This window comes from Novosphingobium sp. B 225 (genome assembly GCF_002198665.1).
Lineage (GTDB): Bacteria > Pseudomonadota > Alphaproteobacteria > Sphingomonadales > Sphingomonadaceae > Novosphingobium.
Genome location: NZ_MWLM01000064.1, coordinates 1,407 through 19,102 on the forward strand (window position 1 = coordinate 1,407; position 17,696 = coordinate 19,102).

The 17,696-nt window shown below is 64.2% G+C and carries 18 protein-coding genes; 10 read left to right on the plus strand and 8 right to left on the minus strand.

The genetic code is table 11. From position 1 onward, the window contains the following. Window positions 1–37: 37 nt before the first annotated feature. The 8 genes from MNBBLIKP_RS12510 to MNBBLIKP_RS12545 form a co-directional block, all read right to left on the minus strand. Window positions 38–1,159, minus strand: coding sequence for a Rieske 2Fe-2S domain-containing protein (locus tag MNBBLIKP_RS12510; RefSeq protein WP_176399762.1), 1,122 nt, complete (start codon window positions 1,157–1,159; stop codon window positions 38–40). A gap of 118 nt (window positions 1,160–1,277) precedes the next feature. Continuing rightward, a complete protein-coding gene (locus tag MNBBLIKP_RS12515; RefSeq protein WP_369678917.1) occupies window positions 1,278–2,150 on the minus strand; it encodes an amidohydrolase family protein in 873 nt (290 codons plus the stop codon). Next, complete coding sequence (locus tag MNBBLIKP_RS12520; protein ID WP_088310598.1) at window positions 2,147–3,793, minus strand: class I adenylate-forming enzyme family protein; 1,647 nt, start codon at window positions 3,791–3,793, stop codon at window positions 2,147–2,149. The genes MNBBLIKP_RS12515 and MNBBLIKP_RS12520 overlap by 4 nt, the downstream gene beginning before the upstream one ends. Next, window positions 3,790–5,379 carry an AMP-binding protein gene (locus tag MNBBLIKP_RS12525; RefSeq protein WP_088310599.1) on the minus strand — a complete coding sequence of 530 codons (1,590 nt, stop codon included), beginning with the start codon at window positions 5,377–5,379 and terminating at the stop codon, window positions 3,790–3,792. Before MNBBLIKP_RS12525 ends, MNBBLIKP_RS12520 begins: the two co-directional genes overlap by 4 nt. Window positions 5,380–5,383: 4 nt before the next feature. Then, window positions 5,384–6,256, minus strand: coding sequence for an SDR family NAD(P)-dependent oxidoreductase (locus tag MNBBLIKP_RS12530; protein ID WP_088310600.1), 873 nt, complete (start codon window positions 6,254–6,256; stop codon window positions 5,384–5,386). Between the two features lie 203 nt (window positions 6,257–6,459). Further along, window positions 6,460–7,389 carry a helix-turn-helix transcriptional regulator gene (locus MNBBLIKP_RS12535; RefSeq protein WP_176399763.1) on the minus strand — a complete coding sequence of 310 codons (930 nt, stop codon included), beginning with the start codon at window positions 7,387–7,389 and terminating at the stop codon, window positions 6,460–6,462. A gap of 14 nt (window positions 7,390–7,403) precedes the next feature. Beyond that, entirely contained in the window at window positions 7,404–8,105 is a 702-nt protein-coding gene (locus MNBBLIKP_RS12540) for an EthD domain-containing protein (protein WP_088310602.1), read from the minus strand. After that, a complete protein-coding gene (locus MNBBLIKP_RS12545) occupies window positions 8,105–8,866 on the minus strand; it encodes an SDR family NAD(P)-dependent oxidoreductase (protein WP_088310603.1) in 762 nt (253 codons plus the stop codon). Before MNBBLIKP_RS12545 ends, MNBBLIKP_RS12540 begins: the two co-directional genes overlap by 1 nt. A 110-nt stretch (window positions 8,867–8,976) precedes the next feature. Here MNBBLIKP_RS12545 and MNBBLIKP_RS12550 point away from each other — a divergent pair, with 110 nt between their 5' ends. Genes MNBBLIKP_RS12550 through MNBBLIKP_RS12595 form a run of 10 tightly spaced genes read left to right on the plus strand, consistent with a single transcriptional unit; the run spans window position 8,977 to window position 17,692 of the window. After that, window positions 8,977–9,744 (plus strand): SDR family NAD(P)-dependent oxidoreductase, encoded by a 768-nt coding sequence (locus MNBBLIKP_RS12550; protein WP_176399764.1) that lies wholly within the window; start codon window positions 8,977–8,979, stop codon window positions 9,742–9,744. 31 nt (window positions 9,745–9,775) lie between these two features. Continuing rightward, window positions 9,776–10,612, plus strand: a complete 837-nt coding sequence (locus tag MNBBLIKP_RS12555) for an SDR family NAD(P)-dependent oxidoreductase (RefSeq protein WP_088310605.1) — start codon at window positions 9,776–9,778, stop codon at window positions 10,610–10,612. After that, window positions 10,609–11,025: a nuclear transport factor 2 family protein gene (locus tag MNBBLIKP_RS12560; RefSeq protein WP_088310606.1), complete on the plus strand. Its 417-nt coding sequence runs from the start codon at window positions 10,609–10,611 to the stop codon at window positions 11,023–11,025. Before MNBBLIKP_RS12555 ends, MNBBLIKP_RS12560 begins: the two co-directional genes overlap by 4 nt. Next, a complete protein-coding gene (locus MNBBLIKP_RS12565) occupies window positions 11,022–11,861 on the plus strand; it encodes an SDR family NAD(P)-dependent oxidoreductase (RefSeq protein ID WP_088310607.1) in 840 nt (279 codons plus the stop codon). The genes MNBBLIKP_RS12560 and MNBBLIKP_RS12565 overlap by 4 nt, the downstream gene beginning before the upstream one ends. After that, window positions 11,858–12,757: an NAD-dependent epimerase/dehydratase family protein gene (locus MNBBLIKP_RS12570; protein WP_088310608.1), complete on the plus strand. Its 900-nt coding sequence runs from the start codon at window positions 11,858–11,860 to the stop codon at window positions 12,755–12,757. The genes MNBBLIKP_RS12565 and MNBBLIKP_RS12570 overlap by 4 nt, the downstream gene beginning before the upstream one ends. Then, window positions 12,754–13,611 carry an SDR family NAD(P)-dependent oxidoreductase gene (locus MNBBLIKP_RS12575; protein WP_254913035.1) on the plus strand — a complete coding sequence of 286 codons (858 nt, stop codon included), beginning with the start codon at window positions 12,754–12,756 and terminating at the stop codon, window positions 13,609–13,611. The genes MNBBLIKP_RS12570 and MNBBLIKP_RS12575 overlap by 4 nt, the downstream gene beginning before the upstream one ends. Beyond that, entirely contained in the window at window positions 13,604–14,404 is an 801-nt protein-coding gene (locus MNBBLIKP_RS12580) for an SDR family oxidoreductase (protein WP_088310610.1), read from the plus strand. The genes MNBBLIKP_RS12575 and MNBBLIKP_RS12580 overlap by 8 nt, the downstream gene beginning before the upstream one ends. 5 nt (window positions 14,405–14,409) lie before the next feature. After that, window positions 14,410–16,101, plus strand: a complete 1,692-nt coding sequence (locus MNBBLIKP_RS12585; RefSeq protein WP_088310611.1) for an FAD-dependent oxidoreductase — start codon at window positions 14,410–14,412, stop codon at window positions 16,099–16,101. Further along, on the plus strand, window positions 16,098–16,910 hold the full coding sequence (locus MNBBLIKP_RS12590; RefSeq protein WP_088310612.1) for an SDR family NAD(P)-dependent oxidoreductase: 813 nt from the start codon (window positions 16,098–16,100) through the stop codon (window positions 16,908–16,910). The genes MNBBLIKP_RS12585 and MNBBLIKP_RS12590 overlap by 4 nt, the downstream gene beginning before the upstream one ends. After that, complete coding sequence (locus tag MNBBLIKP_RS12595; protein WP_088310613.1) at window positions 16,910–17,692, plus strand: SDR family NAD(P)-dependent oxidoreductase; 783 nt, start codon at window positions 16,910–16,912, stop codon at window positions 17,690–17,692. Before MNBBLIKP_RS12590 ends, MNBBLIKP_RS12595 begins: the two co-directional genes overlap by 1 nt. The last annotated feature ends 4 nt before the right edge of the window (window positions 17,693–17,696 follow it).

Below are 17,696 nucleotides of genomic sequence, written 5' to 3' on the forward strand. Positions count from 1 at the left end.
CTCGGCACCTCCCCCAGAGGGGGAGGATCGTATTGCCTTAGCCCGCAGCCTTCAGTGGGGTCACATTGTCGCCACCCTCGGCCACATAGTACCGCGCGTAAAACTTGCGGAATTGCGCGATCGGGCCGTCGCCTTCGCAGATCAGGGCATTGGGTTCGTATCTCATCCGGTCCCAGACGACCTTGTCCTGATCGAACTGCTTGCAGATGTCGCGGATGATCGCCTTGGCTACCCCGGCGCGTTCACCGTTCGCCTGGCTCTTGGGCTGGGTGAAGCAGAACCGCACGTGGACATGGTCCAGCTCGACCGGCGTGATGCAGGCGACCAGCAATGTTTCGGAGATGCCGGTAAACCGTGTCCAGCTCTGCCCCGGGCCCATGGTGTCATAGCAGATCGAACCATCGACTTCGCCCCAAGGGGTGCCCATCTTGGCATGGACATCCGCGCCGCGGCCCCATTCGCCCCAGCGCAGTTCGCCCAAGGGCACATTTGCGGTGCCGTGAATATATTTGAAGTGCGCCACGTCCACGCCGTTTTCGGCCATGTTCTGGACCGAGCCATAGACGTTCCATTCGAACACGTCGTATTCGGTCCATTCCGGATCGCTGGCTTCGGGCAGGTGGACGACGTCCCACAGCGGGGCAATGTCCTGCGGGTGATACCACACCCAGATCCAGCGGTTAGCCTCGGTCACGTGCCAGGTGCGGGTGCACTTGCGCTTGACCTGCGGCGGGATCGACTTGGAATAGGGGATCTCTTTCACGATCCCTTCCTCGCCGTCATAGCGCCAGGCATGGAACGGGCATTCCAGCAAGTTGCCGTGCACCTTGCCGCCATGGCCCATGTGCGCGCCCATGTGCTTGCACCAGGCATCTATGATCCGGACCTGGCCATCCTCGCCCCGCCACATGGCAAGGTCCTTCGAGAAATAGCGCAGCGGTTTCACTTCGCCGACTTCGAGATCGACCGAGAGATCGACCGGATACCAGCCAAACGGGAAGCCGATATCGAGATTGCGTTCCGCGATCGAGGACCGGTCGTTTACCGGGGCCTTGCGCCAGTCAATCAGGTCCTGACCCTTCAGTTTCTCAAGCACGGCCCAAACCGCGACAGGCGCGGTACGGGCATCGCCGGCGGGACGGTTTTCAGCATTGGACATGGACAGTCTCCTTGCTTCTCCTCCCTTGTCGGGAGGGCCGGGCCGGGGGGTTGTCTCACCGGGCCGGGATCAAACGAGGGAGCAGACTTCCCGGCTCCCTTCTCCTCACCTTGTCTATTTAAAGACCGAACACCTTGATGGCGTTTTCTCTCAGGAACTTGGGCCATACTTCATCCTTGAACGGCACCTGCGGCATGTCGCCGAAGATGCGGTCGAGGCTGAGACCCATCGGGAAATAGCCCGCGTAGATGATCTTGTCGCTGCCGCGGGTGTTGGCATAATCGATGATCGCCTTGGGGTAATGCTTGGGGGCAAAGGCGCTGGTCGAATAATACAGGTTCGGCCACTTCAGCATCAGCTTCACCGCCAGCGCTTCCCACGGTTCGGCACCGTGGCGCATCACGATCTTCAGGTCCGGGAAGAACCAGCAAATCTCGTCCAGATGCTCAACCTTCTGGGTTTCCATCGGGATACGCGGACCCGGAATGCCGACGTTCAGGCAGATCGGAATGCCCAGTTCCGCTGCCGCAGTGTAGAGCGGGAACATGTATTTGTGGTTGATCGCGACTTGAGGCAGCGTGCCGCTGGGGAACACGCTGATAGCGGACAGGCCCACTTCCTGGTGGATCCGCTTGATCCGGCGCACTTCATCGACGCCCTTGTTGGGATCGCACGGCAGATCGAAGAAGAACCGGTCGCCGAACATCTCCTTGGCGCGGTAACTGGTGGCGTTTTCGTTCCAGCCGATCAGCGCCTTGTCGATGTTGAAACGGTCCATCTGTTCGACCGTCCACTTGACGTAATCATCGGCGTGTCCGGTCTGCGGCACGTCCTTGAACATGTACTGCGCAGGCATCGAGAACTGCTGCAGTGTCTGCGCGTCCTTGATCAGCGGGCGAAAGCTGGTGAACCAGTCGCTGCGGTCTTCCGCCTCGGGAATGCCCAGCATGCAGTCGATTACTTTGATATCCGTGGGATAGCCCATGGTCATTTCTCTCCGATCAGCGCGGGCCAGGCCTCACGCAATGCGCGTTTGTCGATCTTGCCCACGTGGTTGCGGGGCAGGGCTTCGGTGGCGAAAGCGACGCGGCCCGGTGCCTTGTAACGGGCCAGGCGAGTGCCGACTTCGTCCTTGATCTGGGCTTCGGTCAGGCCCTGGGCCACCACCACGGTGACCAGCAATTCGCCCAGCCGCTCGTCCGGAATGCCGAAGGCGGCGCATTCGGTTACACCGGGCAATTCACCCAGCACCCGCTCCACCTCGGCGCAATAGATGTTCTCGCCGCCGGAAATGACCATGTCCTTGGTCCGGTCAACGATGAAGACATAGCCTTCCTCGTCCACCAGCCCGACATCCCCGGTCTTGAGCCAGCCGTCAGCGGAAAGCACGGCTGCGGTATCCTCGGGCTTGTTCCAGTATCCGGCCATGATCTGTGCGCCGCGCACCACGATCTCACCCGCTTCACCGCGCGGCAGCACCGTGCCGTCCGGCCCTTCGATCCGCACATCGACCAGCGGCAGCACGCGCCCGGCCGAGGCCTTCTTGCGGACGAAATCCTCGCCCACGGCCTGGGCGATCGCGCCGGAGCATTCGGTCATTCCATAACCGGTGCCCATTGCCGCCTGCGGGCAGACCTCGCGAATTTCATCCAGCAGGTTGACCGGCAGCGCCTGTCCACCCGAAGCGATGTTGCGCAGGGTCGACAGATCGGCGTCGGCCAGCTTGGCATTGTGCAGCAGGTCCCACAGCATGGTGGGAACACCGGTGAACATCGTGATCTGTTCGTCCTTGATGATTCGCGCAGCATCCTGCGCATCCCAGCGGCGCATGATCACCACCTTGGATCCGGCGAACAGCGGCGACAGGAACGCGGAGCCAAGGCCGGAAATGTGGAACAGCGGATAGACCAGCAGCACCGCCTGCTGTGGCATTTGCGCCATCAGCGCCTCGGGGCTCATCCCCAGTTTCTGCGCCCAGTTGTGCAGCACCATCACGCCTGAAAGCTGCATTGAAAGCAGGCCGGTAGTCAGGCTGCGATGCGTCAGTACCGCGCCCTTGACCCGGCCGGTAGTGCCGCTGGTGAAAAGGATCGCGGCGGGATCAAGCGGCGCACAGGGCGTCGGATCCACGTCTTCGAGATGCCCTTCGGGGATGTGCTCTGGCGGATTGGTCAGATCATAGATCGCGCCGGTATAGCCGCCCTGGCGGATCAGGTCGGCCCGCTCGCTGTCGGCGATTACCAGCGCGGGGGTGACGTCGTCGATCATCGCCACCAGTTCCGCGGGCGAGCCGCGGCTGTTCATCAGCGCGGCAATCCCGCCTGCCTTGACCGTGGCCAGGAAGGCGATGATCCATTCGGTGCGGTTGCGCATGCAAATCGCCACGCGGTCGCCATGCTTGATCTTGAGCAGCGGGACCAGTTGATCGCGCCAGGCGAAGACCTGTTCGAAAGTCAGACGCCGATCGCCTTCGACGATGAAAGTCTTGTCACCGTGCCGCCGCGCTGCATCGATCAGCTGGTTGAGATCGGCCGGCATATTGACGAACTGGCGCAGCCCGGCACGCTCCTGAATCGCAAAGGGCTGGCCGGGGGCGGTGATCGCCGCGAAGATCGGATCGACTTGCTCGGTCATGCCGCTTGCCCCGCCAGTTCCTTGGCCCAGCGATAGTCCTGCTTGCCCGCCGGACTGCGCTTGACTTCGTCGACCCAGACCAGCGCCTTGGGTACCTTGTAGCCCGCCAGCAACGGGGCAAGGTGGGTTTTGACTTCGTCCAGTGCGGGTTGGCTCTGGCCCGGGCGGAGCGAGACGACGCCGATCACGCGTTCGCCCCAGCGTTCATCCTTCTGACCTGCCACCACCGCATCAAACACCGCCGGGTGGGTACGCAGCGCTTCCTCGACTTCCTCGGGGAACACTTTTTCGCCGCCGGTGTTGATGCAGGTCGAACCGCGACCGAAAACGGTCATGAACCCGTCATCGTCAAGCCGCGCCGCATCGCCCGATACGGCCCACAGCGTGCCATCAATCGTAACGAAGGTCTCGGCGGTCTTCACCGGATCTCCGTAATAGCCGATCGGGGTGTTGCCCGTGCGCGCGACAAAGCCGGTTTCGCCCACCGCGCCCAGCCGGTCATCCACAACCACCTGCTGATTGGCATTCGCCGGCAGCCGCATCATTCCGTCGGCGCTCTTTTCCGCCATACCCGATACGCCGGTTTCGGACGTGCCCATGCCATCGGTGATCCCGGCACTGGGGACCAGAGCCTTGAGATCGTCCTTGAGATGCTGCGAGAATACCGCACCGCCCGAACCCAGATTGACCACGCTGGCCAGGTTCCAGCGCCCCGGATTGGCGCGCAGGCAATCGCGGAGCGGGGTGGCCATCGCATCGCCCACGAACTGGATCAGGTTCGCCCCTTCGCGCGCGGCGGTATCGAGCATCCGTTCGGGATCGAAGGCGCGGCCCTGATCGACCAGGATGGTCAGACCATTGAGCAAGCCGCCCCAGACCGCCCACATCGCCGCCATGTGCATTAGCGGGGCCAACGGGAACATCTTGAGCGGATAGCCATCGCGGGCGCGGCTCTCAATATCCTGCGGGGCCTGCGCGGGGCCGTGCGGATTGAAATAGCCCGCGCCGCCTGCGCAGGCGAAGAAGAACGCCCGGTGCGGCCACATCACGCCCTTGGGCATACCCGTGGTGCCGCCGGTATAGCACAGCAGATAGTCCTGCTCGCTCCGCGGCCACGACCCGCTGGGTGCGTGGGCCAACAGATCGGCATAGGGGACCGAACCGGCGGCATCCTCGTCCGAACCATCATCGACCGCGACCGTTACCTTAAGGGTCGGCACAGCGGCGCGCAGTTCGCGCACGATTGGCGAAAATTCGGCGCCGTGGATGATCGCCGCGCTGTCAGCATTGGTGAACAGATAGCGCAGCTCTTCTGCGCGGTAGCGGTAATTGACGTTATACGGGACCGCACCCAGCTTGCAGGCAGCGATGAAGCTCTCCAGATAGGCCGGGCTGTTGTACATATAGAGCCCGACACTGTCCCCGCGCCCTACGCCGTGCGCGGCAAGGCCCGCCGCCAGCCGGTCAGCGCGCGCGTTCAGTTCGGCATAGGTATAACGCTCGTTGTCACCAATCACCGCCAGCCGGTCGGGCACGGTCGCCGCGACGGTTTCGAACAGATCGGCAAGGTGGAACTGCTGCGCCATCGCGTCAGTACACCGCCGCCGGGTTCTTGGGCCGGGGGCTGCCCAGCATTTCACGGTGCGACGGGCGGTCCTTGCCGCGGTCCTGCACGCCCAGCTCGATTGCCACTTCGGCGCCGATCAGGGTCTGGCCCGAAAGTTCGTCACGGTTCGGGGCCTTGTCGATCGCGTCGATAATGTGGCCGGTGAATTCGGGATTCTCGGCCATGGCCATGAAGCCTTCGTACTGTTCCGGGTTGACGTCTTTGGCGATCAGCGCCCGTTCAGTCACTTGCGGGCCGAGCCAGATGGAAACGGCGACTACGCCGGTGCCGCGCAGGTCATGCTCCATGTCATGCGCCAGCTTGTCGAGCCCGGCCTTTTGCGCACCATAGGCGGGGCCGTGCATATAGCAGCTGGCACCGAAAGAACTGGTCATGGCGATAATCCCGCTTCCTTGCGGCACCATGATCCGCGCCGCGTGCCAGCTGGCGACATAGGCGCTGCGCAATCCGACATCGAGGATATGCTGCGCGTCCAGTTCCTTTTCCCAGAACGGCTTCTTTTCGATCAGCTGGTGGTGGATATAGGCGGCGTTATTGACCAGCACATCGAGCCGACCCTGCTCGGCCATGATCTGCTCAAACAGCGCAGCGACTTGCGCGTCGTCCGCATGGTCGCAGACGACCGGAATCCCCTTGCCGCCACGTTGTGTGACCTGCTGGGCAGTTTCTGCAACCGTGCCGGGCAAGACAGAGCCATCCCAACCTTTGGCATCGCCCGGCGTGATCGTGCGGCCGGTGACGTAAACGGTATAACCCAGTTCGCCCAGACCGCGAGCAACGCCTGCCCCGGCGCCCCGACTTGCCCCGGTGACGAGCGCTACCTTGCCATTACCCATTCGTTCTCTCCCGGATAAGGTCACAAAGCGTACCTTTGTGTGCGTTTTACATGCAATCTGCGGATGTTTCAGCCGCTTCAGTTACGCAATGATCGGTTATTGGCCGAATCTGCTTGCGAAGCGGTGGTAACATGGCCCCATGTCTCTGCGCAAACGATCAGACGTGTCCGATTTTGTTCATTCTGGCGCGCCTGGAGCAATACCTAGTTCGTGATTGCCCGCTTCCCGGCCTTGAGTTGCCGATACTGCATCGGTGTCATTCCACTCGCCCGGCGGAATGTGCGCGAAAAGCTGTTGGCGTGTTCAAACCCGGCGGCGAGCGCGATCTGCTTGATCGTCATCGAGGTAGTGGTGAGCATGGTCTTGGCGCGATTGACCAGATGCGTTTCGACATAGTCGGATATGGTCACGCCGGTCAGATTCAGGAACTGGCGATGGAGGTGCCGCACCGAAATCCCGCACAATGCTGCCAGCTCCGACACGCTCGGCCGTTCGCCGCCGGCCTCAAGTCGTTCGCGCACGCGCTTGAACTGCCAGGGGGCGAGCCGCCCCCCGGCCTTGGGCTCGAGGTCCTGATCGAGCAATCGGACCAGTTCGATTTCCAGCAGTTTGACCAGTGCCGTGGCGGCAGCGGGGGATCCAAGCTCGGCATTGTCCGCCTCGCGCAGCAGCAGCCGCATCACGGTGCGGATTGCTTCGACCCGCAGGTTCATCAGCGTCTGCATCATGGCGAGTGACGGGACATGCCGCCCTTTCAGGATCTGCGCCTTCTTCGCCTCGCTGAAGGTCACGCGCAGCATCCGCGTCAGGCCGCCTTGAGACAGCGTCTTGATCGCCACCCCGGGGTAGCGCAGGAACAGCGTGCCGATGTGGCAATTGGTCCCCGGCGCGATCGTAGGAAAAGCCGCTGCCGCGCCATTGGCGAAGGGCGGAAGCAATTGCTCGAGCATCAGGTCCTGTTCGACAATGGTGTGCTCGGCCGCCTCGGGCCATTCCCATTCCAGCACCTGCACCAAGGCATCGGGCGTCACTATCCGGGCGATCACGCGCGGGGGAAAGCTCGATTCGCGGGCGACTTGCGATGGCCCGGCATAGACCGGGGCGGGGGCACGACTGGTTAGCTGCTGCATCATGTTCATGGGCTGCCTCAACAATCGAACTGGCTGGTAGGGATGATGTCAATCCGGGAAAAGTCGATGAAGCGCCCGCAGCTGTCCATCATTGTTGCCAGATTGGCCTGAAACTTCGCATCGTTGCCAACTGCGTCATAAAACGCCTGCGGATTGGTCATCGCTGCGGCGGGGAAGCATTCCTCGACAAAGGCGTCATAGCCCGGGGCGTCATCGGTCAGCGGGCGGACCACCAGGTTCTGGACATACTCAAAGTTGGACTGGGTATCGATGGCCACGCGGGTGTGGTGGCTGTGCCAGACCGCAATCGCATCCTGCCGGGGCAAGTCGAGGCGGAACGAGATGAAGCTCGCTTGCGACCAGCCCCAGGTGCGTGTCCCGGCGGCGGGGACATAGGCGGTGTTGGGAATGATCGTCGATTCCGCCACCAGCCACGCGGCGAAACGGTGACAGTGCGCGGAAAGGACGGCATCGGCGGGTCCCCGGAAGATCGCATTGGCGCTGGGGAGCCAGAACTGGACAATCGCATCCTGCTGCGGGGCCTGCCAGCGCTGGACCAGCGCTGCGGCGGGATCGACATCGGCGTCGCGCAGGTTGAGCCGGATCCGGGTGGCCCCGGCGGCGGTCAGTGCAACGGGCAATTCGGCGCGGAGGCGGGCGTTGAAGCCCTCACGATCCTGATCGGGCCCGGCCCACAGCGCGGCGATAACCTTTTCCATCAGTCAAAATTCGCCTGCCCGCCGTCAAGCGGGATGGTCGCGCCGGTCAGATAGGCCATGCTCTCACTGCACAGCGCTACCACCGCGCGGCCGATGTCTTCCTCCAGCCGGCCGATCCGGCCAAGCGGGATAGTGCGGAAGAAGGCCTTGGCCTCGTCCGGGTTGTTCTCGACCCACCATTTGAGGCCCGGCGATTCGGCGTGGGGGGCGACAGTCAGCACGCGGATCTTGTCCGCGCCCCATTCGGCGGCACCCGCGCGGGTCAGCGCGCGCACCGCCTGTTTGACGGCGGCATAGGCACCGTAACCAGTCATGTCCCAGCGAATGCCCGCGCTGCTCGCCAGGTTGATGATCGTCCCGCCGCCGCGCGCGGCCATGTGCGGTTGGACCAGCTTCATCAGCCGGAAGCTGGCGAGCGGGCCGCTTTCGAACCCGGCGACAAACGCCTCGTCGCTGACGTCCATCAGCTTGCCCAGCGGCACTTCCTGCGCGTTGTTGACCAGAATATCGATCCCGCCGAACTGCGCCGCGGCTTGTTCTACCAGTGCGGCCAGATCGCTCGCGTCCTTGACGTTGCAGGCCAGGGCCAGCGCTTTCCCGCCATGCGCGCGAATCGCTGCTGCTGTCGCTTCAACTTTTTCAAGCGTGCGCCCGGCCACCACGACTGCGGCCCCGGCGGCGGAAAAGGCCAGTGCAATGCCCTGTCCAACGCCTTGTCCCGCGCCGGTCACCACCGCTACCTTGCCTGCCAGTTCGGACATGCTCTCTCCCAAAACACGTAATTTGATGCCGCCACTGTTACGCATGGCGTTGACATTGACCCCACTATAACCACAAAATGCGTCGAAGCATAGGGATAAGGATGCAGATTGTGAGTCGGGACATGGAAGGTAAGGTGGCGCTGGTCACCGGCGGCAGCGACGGGATTGGTTTTGCGACAGCCCAGCTGCTGCTCGAACGCGGCGCGATCGTGGCGATCTGCGGTCGCCGTCAGGAAAAACTGGATGAAGCCAGCGCCGCACTGTCCGGCCTTGGCGCCTTTGAAGCGCACCAACTCGACGTGTCGGACGAAGCGGCGTTCACTGCGCTGATTGAAGATATCGTCAAGCGCCATGGGCGAATCGACATGCTGGTGAACAACGCGATGAGCGTCCACTACGCGCCGATCACCAAGCTGACGATGGAGCACTGGCGCAAGGACTTTGCCGTCAACGCCGATGCCGTGTTCACTGGCACCCGCGCGGCGATGAAGACGATGATGCAGCAAGGCAGCGGCTCGATCGTCAACATCGCCTCAACCAACGGGATCAAGGCCGCGCCCTATATGTCGAGCTATTCGGCATCGAAGGCCGCCCTGATCCAGTTTACGGCGGTGGCGGCGATGGAAGGGGCCCCGGCCAATGTTCGCGTCAACACCGTGATCCCCGGCATGATCCTGACCGCCGCGACCGAGGATTACCTCGATAAGGCGGGCGAGCAGGGCCAGAAGACGACCGAGGCAATCCCGATGAAGCGCGGCGCGCGCCCGCGCGAAGTGGCCAATGCGATCGCCTTCATGCTGTCAGATGAAGCGAGCTACATCACCGGCGCAGCGCTGCCGGTGGATGGCGGAAAAGCCGTGCAGCTCTACCTGCCCTGAACCGGGTGAAACTGCCTTTGGGAGAGGGCCGATGCTGGATTTCACGGGCAAGACGGTTCTGGTCACCGGCGGCGGGGTCGGGATTGGCCGCGCGATTATAGAGGCGTTTCACGGCGCGGGCGCACGGGTGATGACGATCGAACACCGCGCTGACCGCGCCGCTGATCTGCGCGCGGCATTGCCGAGTATGACGGTGATCGATGGCGACGTGACAGTGGCTGGCGATGTCGCCGCGCTCGCCCAGCGGGTCGGGGCGGAATTCGGCAAGCTGGACGTGCTGGTCAACAATGTCGGGGATTTCCTGGTAATCGGCCCTTACGAGACGATGAGCGACGCCGATGAGGACCGTGTGGTCGCGACCAACCTGGGCCAGGTGATGCGCGTGACCAAGGCGATGATCCCGCACCTGAAGGCAGCAGGGCCGGGATCAAGCATCATCTCGATCACCTCGATCGAGGCATTCCGGGGGGTGCCCAACTGCGTTGCGTATGGCGCGTGCAAAGCCGGGGTGACCGGCTTTACCATGAGCCTGAGCCTTGAGCTGGCCCCGCACGGCATCCGCATCAACTGCATCGCGCCGGAAACCACCGATACCCCGCAAGTCGCGATTGACTACGTGATCCCGGCCAAGAACCGCGTGAATGAAGACAAGTGGATCCCGCTCGGCCGGTTCGGCAAGCCATCGGACTGCGCCGGGGCGGCGTTGTATCTGGCCAGCGATCTGGCGGTCTGGGTCACCGGGACCACGATCCACGTAGATGGCGGGGCGCTGGCAGCGGCGGGCTGGGTTCGCACGCCCGACGGGCAGTGGACCAATACGCCCTTGATCAGCGGCAACGGGATCGAAATGCCGGAGTCCTGGTCATGAGCGACGCCGAAGCGCTGCGCCGCTGCGCGGATCTTTATGCCCAGGGCGCTGACCGCAAGGACAAGGCGCTGTGGAATGCCGTGCTGGCCGATGACTGCGTGATCGAGGGGCCGGGCTTTTCGATCAGCGGGCGCGAGGCCAATCTGGGGTCGATCGACATGCTGGGCCAGATGTTCCGCGCGACCCAGCACCGGGTGCATCAGGTGGTCGCCACAGTGGCGGGCGATCAGGCGAGCGGCGAGACCTATTGCACTGCCGATCACTTGCTCAAGGATCAGGACGCCGTGCTCAGCTGGGCGATCCGCTATCAGGATAGCTGGCGGCGTGTGGCTGGCGAATGGCGCTTTACCCACCGGACATTGATCGTCGATTGGGAAGAGGTCTGCCCCGTCACCCCCAAGGCCGTGGGATGAGCGCGCTGGCGGGCATGACCGCATTCGTCACCGGCGCGACCGGGGCGATTGCGAGCGCATGCGCAACCGCACTGGCACGCGATGGCGCGCGGCTGGTGCTGATGGCGCGGCGGGCGGAGGGGCTGATGCAAGTTGCAGGCGGGATCGGGGCGGCAGTGCCCGGAGCGGAAATCCACTGCATCACTGGCGATTGCTGCGATGAACCGGCGGTCAAGGCCGCGCTGGCGCAGGCCTACGGGATCGCTGACCGGCTCGATATTGCGTTTACCACGGTCGGCGGAGCGGCGTTCAAGCCTTTGATGATGCTTGATGCAGACACGTTGCGCGCTGACCTGGAGCTCAACCTGCTGAGCGCGTTCCATGTCATCCGCCATGCTGCGCCGCTGATGCGGCCGGGCGGGTCGATCATATGCACGTCTTCGGTCACCGCGCAGCTGAGCTTTCCGTACCTTGCGACCTATCACATTGCCAAAGCAGGGCTTGAAGGACTGGTGCGTTCAGCCGCGGACGAGCTTGGTTCGGCCGGAATCCGTGTCAACGCGGTGCGCCCCGGGATGACCCGCGCCCACAGCACCGAAGCGGCCTTTGCCGCACCGGGCGCGCTTGATCCGTTTCTGCCCGAATATCCGCTGGGACGGCTGGGTGAGCCGGAAGATGTGGCCGGCGCGGTGCGCTTTCTGGCCGGGCCGGAAAGCGCCTGGGTGACGGGGCAATTCCTGGCCGCAGATGGCGGAAGCTCGCTGCGCCGCAGCCCGGACCTGACCGGCATGGTCGAACAGATTTATGGTGCCAAAGCAGTTGCTGCCGCGCGCGCCGGCAAGGAGGTTTCAGCATGAAAGTTCTGGTAGTAGGCGGCACCGGCGCACTTGGCGGCCACGCCGCGATCCATCTGGCGGCGCAAGGGCACGAGGTGTCGATCGGCGGACGCAATCCCGCCAACCCGGCCACGCCGATGGCGGCGATGCCGTTCGTGCAGGGTGACTACGTGGCGGGCGATTACACGCCGGACAAATTGGCAGGATTTGACTGGGTGGTCTTCGCCGCCGGTAACGATCCGCGCCATGTGCCGCAGGGGGCGGACTTTGCGGAATTCCTGATCAGGGCCAACCACGAAATGGTCCCGGCCTTCTTCGCCGCCTGCCGTCAGGCCGGGGTCAGGCGCGCGGTGCAGCTGGGATCGTACTATCATCAGGCCAGCCCCGATCTGCTGGAACACAACGGCTATATCCGCTCGCGCAAGGCCGCTTGCGAAGGCGCCCGCGCCCAGGGCGCACCGGGGTTCGATGTGGTCAGCGTCAACGCGCCGTTCATGGTTGGATCGGTGCCGGGGCTGCCCAGCCAGATCTTTGACCCCTATGTCCAGTGGGCCAAGGGACTGATCCCGATCGAACCCTATGCGCCCACCGGCGGCACCAATTTCATGTCGTTCCGGTCCTTGAGCGAGGCAATCGAAGGCGCGCTGCTGCGCGGGGAACCCGGCGCAGCCTATCTTGTGGGCGACGAGAATCTTTCGTTCCGGGACTATTTCCAGTTGTTTTTCAATGCTGTGGGCAGCGAAGTTCAGGTGGAAGAACGCGACGCCGAAATGCCGCTGCTACCCGATGTCGCGATCCCGCAAGGGCGCGGCAACTGGGTGCGGGTCAATCCCGATCCGGCCGAAGTGGCGCTGCTCGGCTATCGACGTAATGACGTTGCCAATGCCGTGGCCGATGTGGCGGTGCAGTTCGGATGATGGATCGAGCGCAGCGCCTGCTGGACGGAAAGGCCGCGATCATCACCGGCGCGAGCCGGGGGATTGGCGCGGCAATTGCCCGCCGCTTTGCTGCTGAAGGGGCACGGGTAGCGCTGGTTGCCCGCACGCTTGATCCGGGGGATCAGCTGCCCGGTTCGCTGCGTGAGGTTGCCGAGACGATCCGGGCTGCCGGGGGCGAGTGCTTGCCCGTTCAAGGCGATCTGTCGCGCGACGAGGATCTGGAACGGATCGTTGCCGAATCCACCGCTGCGTTCGGCGCACCGACCGTGCTGGTCAACAACGCCGCCTGGTCCCGCTTCCCGCCGATCTGGGATGCGCCGCTGCGGCACTTGCAGCTGGCGATGCAGATGAACGTCTATGCCCCGCAGCGGCTGTCGCAACTGGTCTATCCTGGCATGAAAGCGGCTGGACAAGGCTGGATCGTAAACATTTCGAGTGCCACTGCCGATCTGCCCGCACCGGCCCCGTGGGACCGTTCGTCGCGCAGTTTTGAATTCCAGCACAACGGCCATGCCGCGCTCTACGGAACCAGCAAGGCCGCGCTTGACCGGCTGACCGCGGGTTGGGCGGTGGAACTGGCAGGCAGCGGGACCGCAGCCAATTCGCTGGCCCCGGTGGGTGCGGTTGCCAGCGAAGGTGCAGTGAAAGTTGGTGGCTGGGACGAACGCGATCATATCGAGCCGGTTGAAGCGATGGCCGAAGCTGCGCTGCAGCTTAGCTGGCGTCCGGCGGAAGATCTGTCGGGCCGGGTGGTGCGCAGCCTGCCGCTGCTGCAGGAACTGGGCGTCGCGGTGCGCGGGCTCGATGGCTTGAGGATGGCCGAGCATGTCTGACAAATGCGTGGCCGTCATCACCGGCGCGGCGGGCGGGATCGGTGCAGGGCTGGCGCGCGAAGCCGCGCGGCGCGGGATGCAGGTGGTGCTGGCGGACCGTGATCTGGCTGGTGTGCAAGAGGTGGCAGACGGGATCGGCGCGGCTGCCATGGCGATCGCGTGCGATGTAACTGACCCGGCGTCATGCGAGGCGCTGGCCGAAGCGACCTATGCCGCGCACGGGCAGGTCGATCTGCTGTTCAACAACGCCGGGGTGCTGTCCACCGGGTTCATCTGGGAAATCAGTCCAGAGACGTGGCAGCGTTCGCTCGATGTCAACATTGGCGGGATCGTCAACGGCATTCGCGCCTTTGTGCCGCGCCTGCTGGCGGCAGACCGGCCTGCGCGGATCATCAACACCGCCTCGGTTGGCGGGTTCCTGCCGAGTCCGCTGATGGCGCCCTATACCAGCACCAAGTTCGCCGCCGTGGCCTTGACCGAAAGTCTGGCGGGCGAACTTAAACTGATCAAAAGCAGGATCGAAGTGTCGCTGCTCGCGCCCGGCCCGGTCAAGTCCGGCATTTTCCGCGAACCCCCGCCGGGCAGCGCGGCGCAGTTCCATACGATGATGACCCAGCTGCTCGACGAGCATGGCCTGACCGGCGATCAATTTGCGCCGCTCGTGCTCGACGCGGTCGAACGCGGCGAATACTGGATCATTCCGCAGCCCGAAGCGCTGGAGCCGGGCTTTTCAAACCGCAACGCGGTGATTGCCGAGCGACGGCAGCCGCAGTTCTATCTGGTGGAAGAATGAATTCGATGAGCACGCTGTGGGACAAGGAAGTCGATGTACTGGTGGTCGGCTCTGGCGCAGGCGGGATGCTCTGCGCCCTGGCTGCGGCAGAGCGCCACGCCGATGTGCTGGTGATCGAAAAGGAACAGCTGTGGGGCGGAACCTCTGCCACCAGCGGCGCGGGGATCTGGATCCCGGGCAGCGATGTGGCGAAAGAGGCCGGGTTTGAAGACAATCTGGACGATGCCTTCACTTATGTCCGGGGTCTTTCGGCCAGCAATGTGCCGGATGAAAACATCCGTGCCTTTGTCAGCAATGCTGCGCCGATGCTGCGCTGGCTGATGGCCAACACCGCGATCCAGTACATGGCGTTTCCCTATCCCGATTATCACGCCGAAAACCCGGGCGGATCGCCCACCGGGTTTCGCACTCACATGCCCTTGCCGCTGGACGGCAAGCCGCTGGGCAAAGACGTGGAAACGCTGCGCTTCGCTTCACCTGCGGCCAGCCTGTTCGGCTATCTCAACTGGCATTTCGATGAAACTTACATCCTGCTCTATCGGGCCAAGGGCTGGGTCACGCGTCTTGCCAAATCGCTGGCGCGCTATTGGCTGGACCTGCCCTTCCGTCTGAAATCGCGCAAGGATCGGCGACTGACCCTGGGCAATGCGCTGGCGGGCGGGCTGCGGCTGGCGCTCAACGCCCGGAACGTGCCGCTGTGGCTCGATTGCGGGATGCAGGAGCTGGTGCGTGAACAGGGCAAGGTGGTGGGAATCATCGCCCGTCACCAGGGCAAGACCGTGCGGATCGGTGCCCGCAAAGGTGTGGTGCTGGCCGCCGGGGGCTTTGACAAGAACCAGGCGATGCGTGACGAATTCGCGCCGATGTATCCCACCGCGCTCTATTCGGGCGGGACCAGCGGCAACACCGGCGACGGGATCCGCGCCGGGATTGCGGCGGGGGCGGAAACGCTGAACATGCAGAGCACCTGGGCCGCGCCGGTATTCTATGTGCCGGGCGAGGATCGCGGGCGGCTGTGCACGATCGAACGCGCACTGCCGGGCTGCATCATGGTCAACCAGTCGGGCCAGCGCTATCTCAACGAAGCGGCGAGCTATCACATCACCGGCCAGCAGATGGCGCGGCGCCATGCCGAACATCAGGATGCGAGCCCCAGTTGGATGGTGTTCGACGCGACTTATCGCGGCAAGTTCCCGATGGGGCCGGTCTATCCCGGCTGGCCAGACTTTGCGCTGGGGCCGCGCACGCGTTCGATCCTGAAAAAGGCGGGCACGGTCGAGGCACTGGCACGCAAGATCGGGGTCAATCCCACCGCGCTGTCCGCCACCATTGCCCGGTTCAATGAACACGCCGCCCGGGGCGAGGATCCGGATTTCCACCGGGGTGAGGCCGCCTATGACAAGATGTACGGCGATCCCAGCCAGGCCCCCAATCCCTGCCTGCGCCCGCTGGACAAGGGGCCGTTCTATGCCCTGCCGATCTATCCCGGCGATATTGGCACCAATGGCGGACTGAAGACCGACGCCAAGGCGCGGGTGCTGGGCAAGGACGGTACGCCGATTGCCGGGCTCTATGCGATCGGCAACAGCGCGGCATCGGCCATGGGGGAAAGCTATCCGGGGGCAGGGGTAACGATCGGCCCGGCGATGACATTTGGCTATATCGCCGCGCAGGACATGACGGGAGCGAACGCATGAGCGGGAAACTGGCAGGCCGCGCCGCCGTGGTGACTGGCGCGGGGCGCGGGATCGGGCAGGCGATTGTCCAGCGGCTGACGGAGGACGGCGCGCGCGTGGCTGCGCTCGACATGGATGAAGCCGCCGCCAAGGCCAGCGGGGCAGAGCTTGGGCTGCAATGCAACGTCGCCGATAGCGCTGACGTTGCCCGCTGCATCCGCGCGGCGCGCGCAGCGTTCGGGCGGCTCGACATCGCGGTCAACAATGCCGGGACCGGCCGCGCCGATGGTGACGGGTCGGACGCGTTTTACGAAGCCATGGGCCGCCGCAATGCCGAACTGGCGGAGCAGGGCAGCAGCGACATCGTGGTCGATCACCTGATCCACATGGGGGATGAAGGCTGGGCAGGGGTGCTCGCAGTCAACCTCAACGGCACATTCTATGTCTGCCGCGAATTTACCCGCGTGCTGGCCGAGGACGGCAATCCGGGCGCGATCATCAACATCAGTTCGACCAGCGCGCAATCGGGCGAGGGCAGCGCACACTATGTCGCCAGCAAAGCGGCGGTGATCGGGCTGACTCGCCAGCTCGCCCGTGAACTGGCCCCGCGCCAGATCCGCGTCAACGCAGTCGCGCCGGGGCCGACCAACACCCCGATCATGCACGGCATTCCGGATGAATGGATCAAGGCGATGGAAGCCAGCGTGCCGCTGGGGCGGATGGCACAGCCGAGCGAGATCGCGGCGGCGGTGGCCTATCTTGCCAGCGATGACGCCAGCTTCGTCAACGGGTCGGTGCTGGTGGCGAACGGGGCGAGTTATTACTTCTGATGACCCAGCCTCTTGAACCCGCGCTCCACGCCCCCGCAACCGGAGTGATTATTACCGGCGGCGCGTCCGGCATCGGCCTTGCCTGCGCTCGCGCATTGGCGGCGGTGGGCAGGCCCGTGGCGCTGTGGGATATGAATACGGCCAAGGCCGGGGCTGAGGCCAAAGCGATTGCCGACGCATTCGGCGTTCCCGCCGTGGGCCTGGCGGTCGATTTGCGTGATCCCGCCGCCTACGCCGCCGCCATCGCCCAAAGCCGCGCCGCGATGGGGACCATCGGGGCCTTGGTTCACAGCGCCGGGATCGTCGATACCGGCTCCCTCGACGGGCTGACCGAGGAGGTCTGGGCGAACGGGATCAACACCCACCTGCGCCCGCTCGCGCTGCTGACGCGCGATCTGCTGGCGGATTTCAAGGGCAATCCCGGCTCGGCGATTGTCGGGATCGCCTCGATCAACGCCACGCTCGGCCACATGGCCAACCCGGTCTATTCGGCGGGCAAGAGCGGAATGCTCGGCCTGATCCGATCGATGGCGGACCGGTTGGCCACGGACGGGGTGCGGATCAACGCGGTGTCGCCGGGGCAAATCCTGACCCCGATGCTCAAGCCCACGGTCGAACTGTTGCCCGAAGGCACCTTCGAACGCCGCATCCTGCTGTCCCGGCTTGGCACCCCGGAAGAAGTGGCGCGCGCGGTGCGGTTCCTGCTGTCGGACGAAGCCAGCTATATCACGGCGGCCGAACTGGTGGTGGACGGCGGCAATATCTCATCGCAGCGGATGTAGCGCG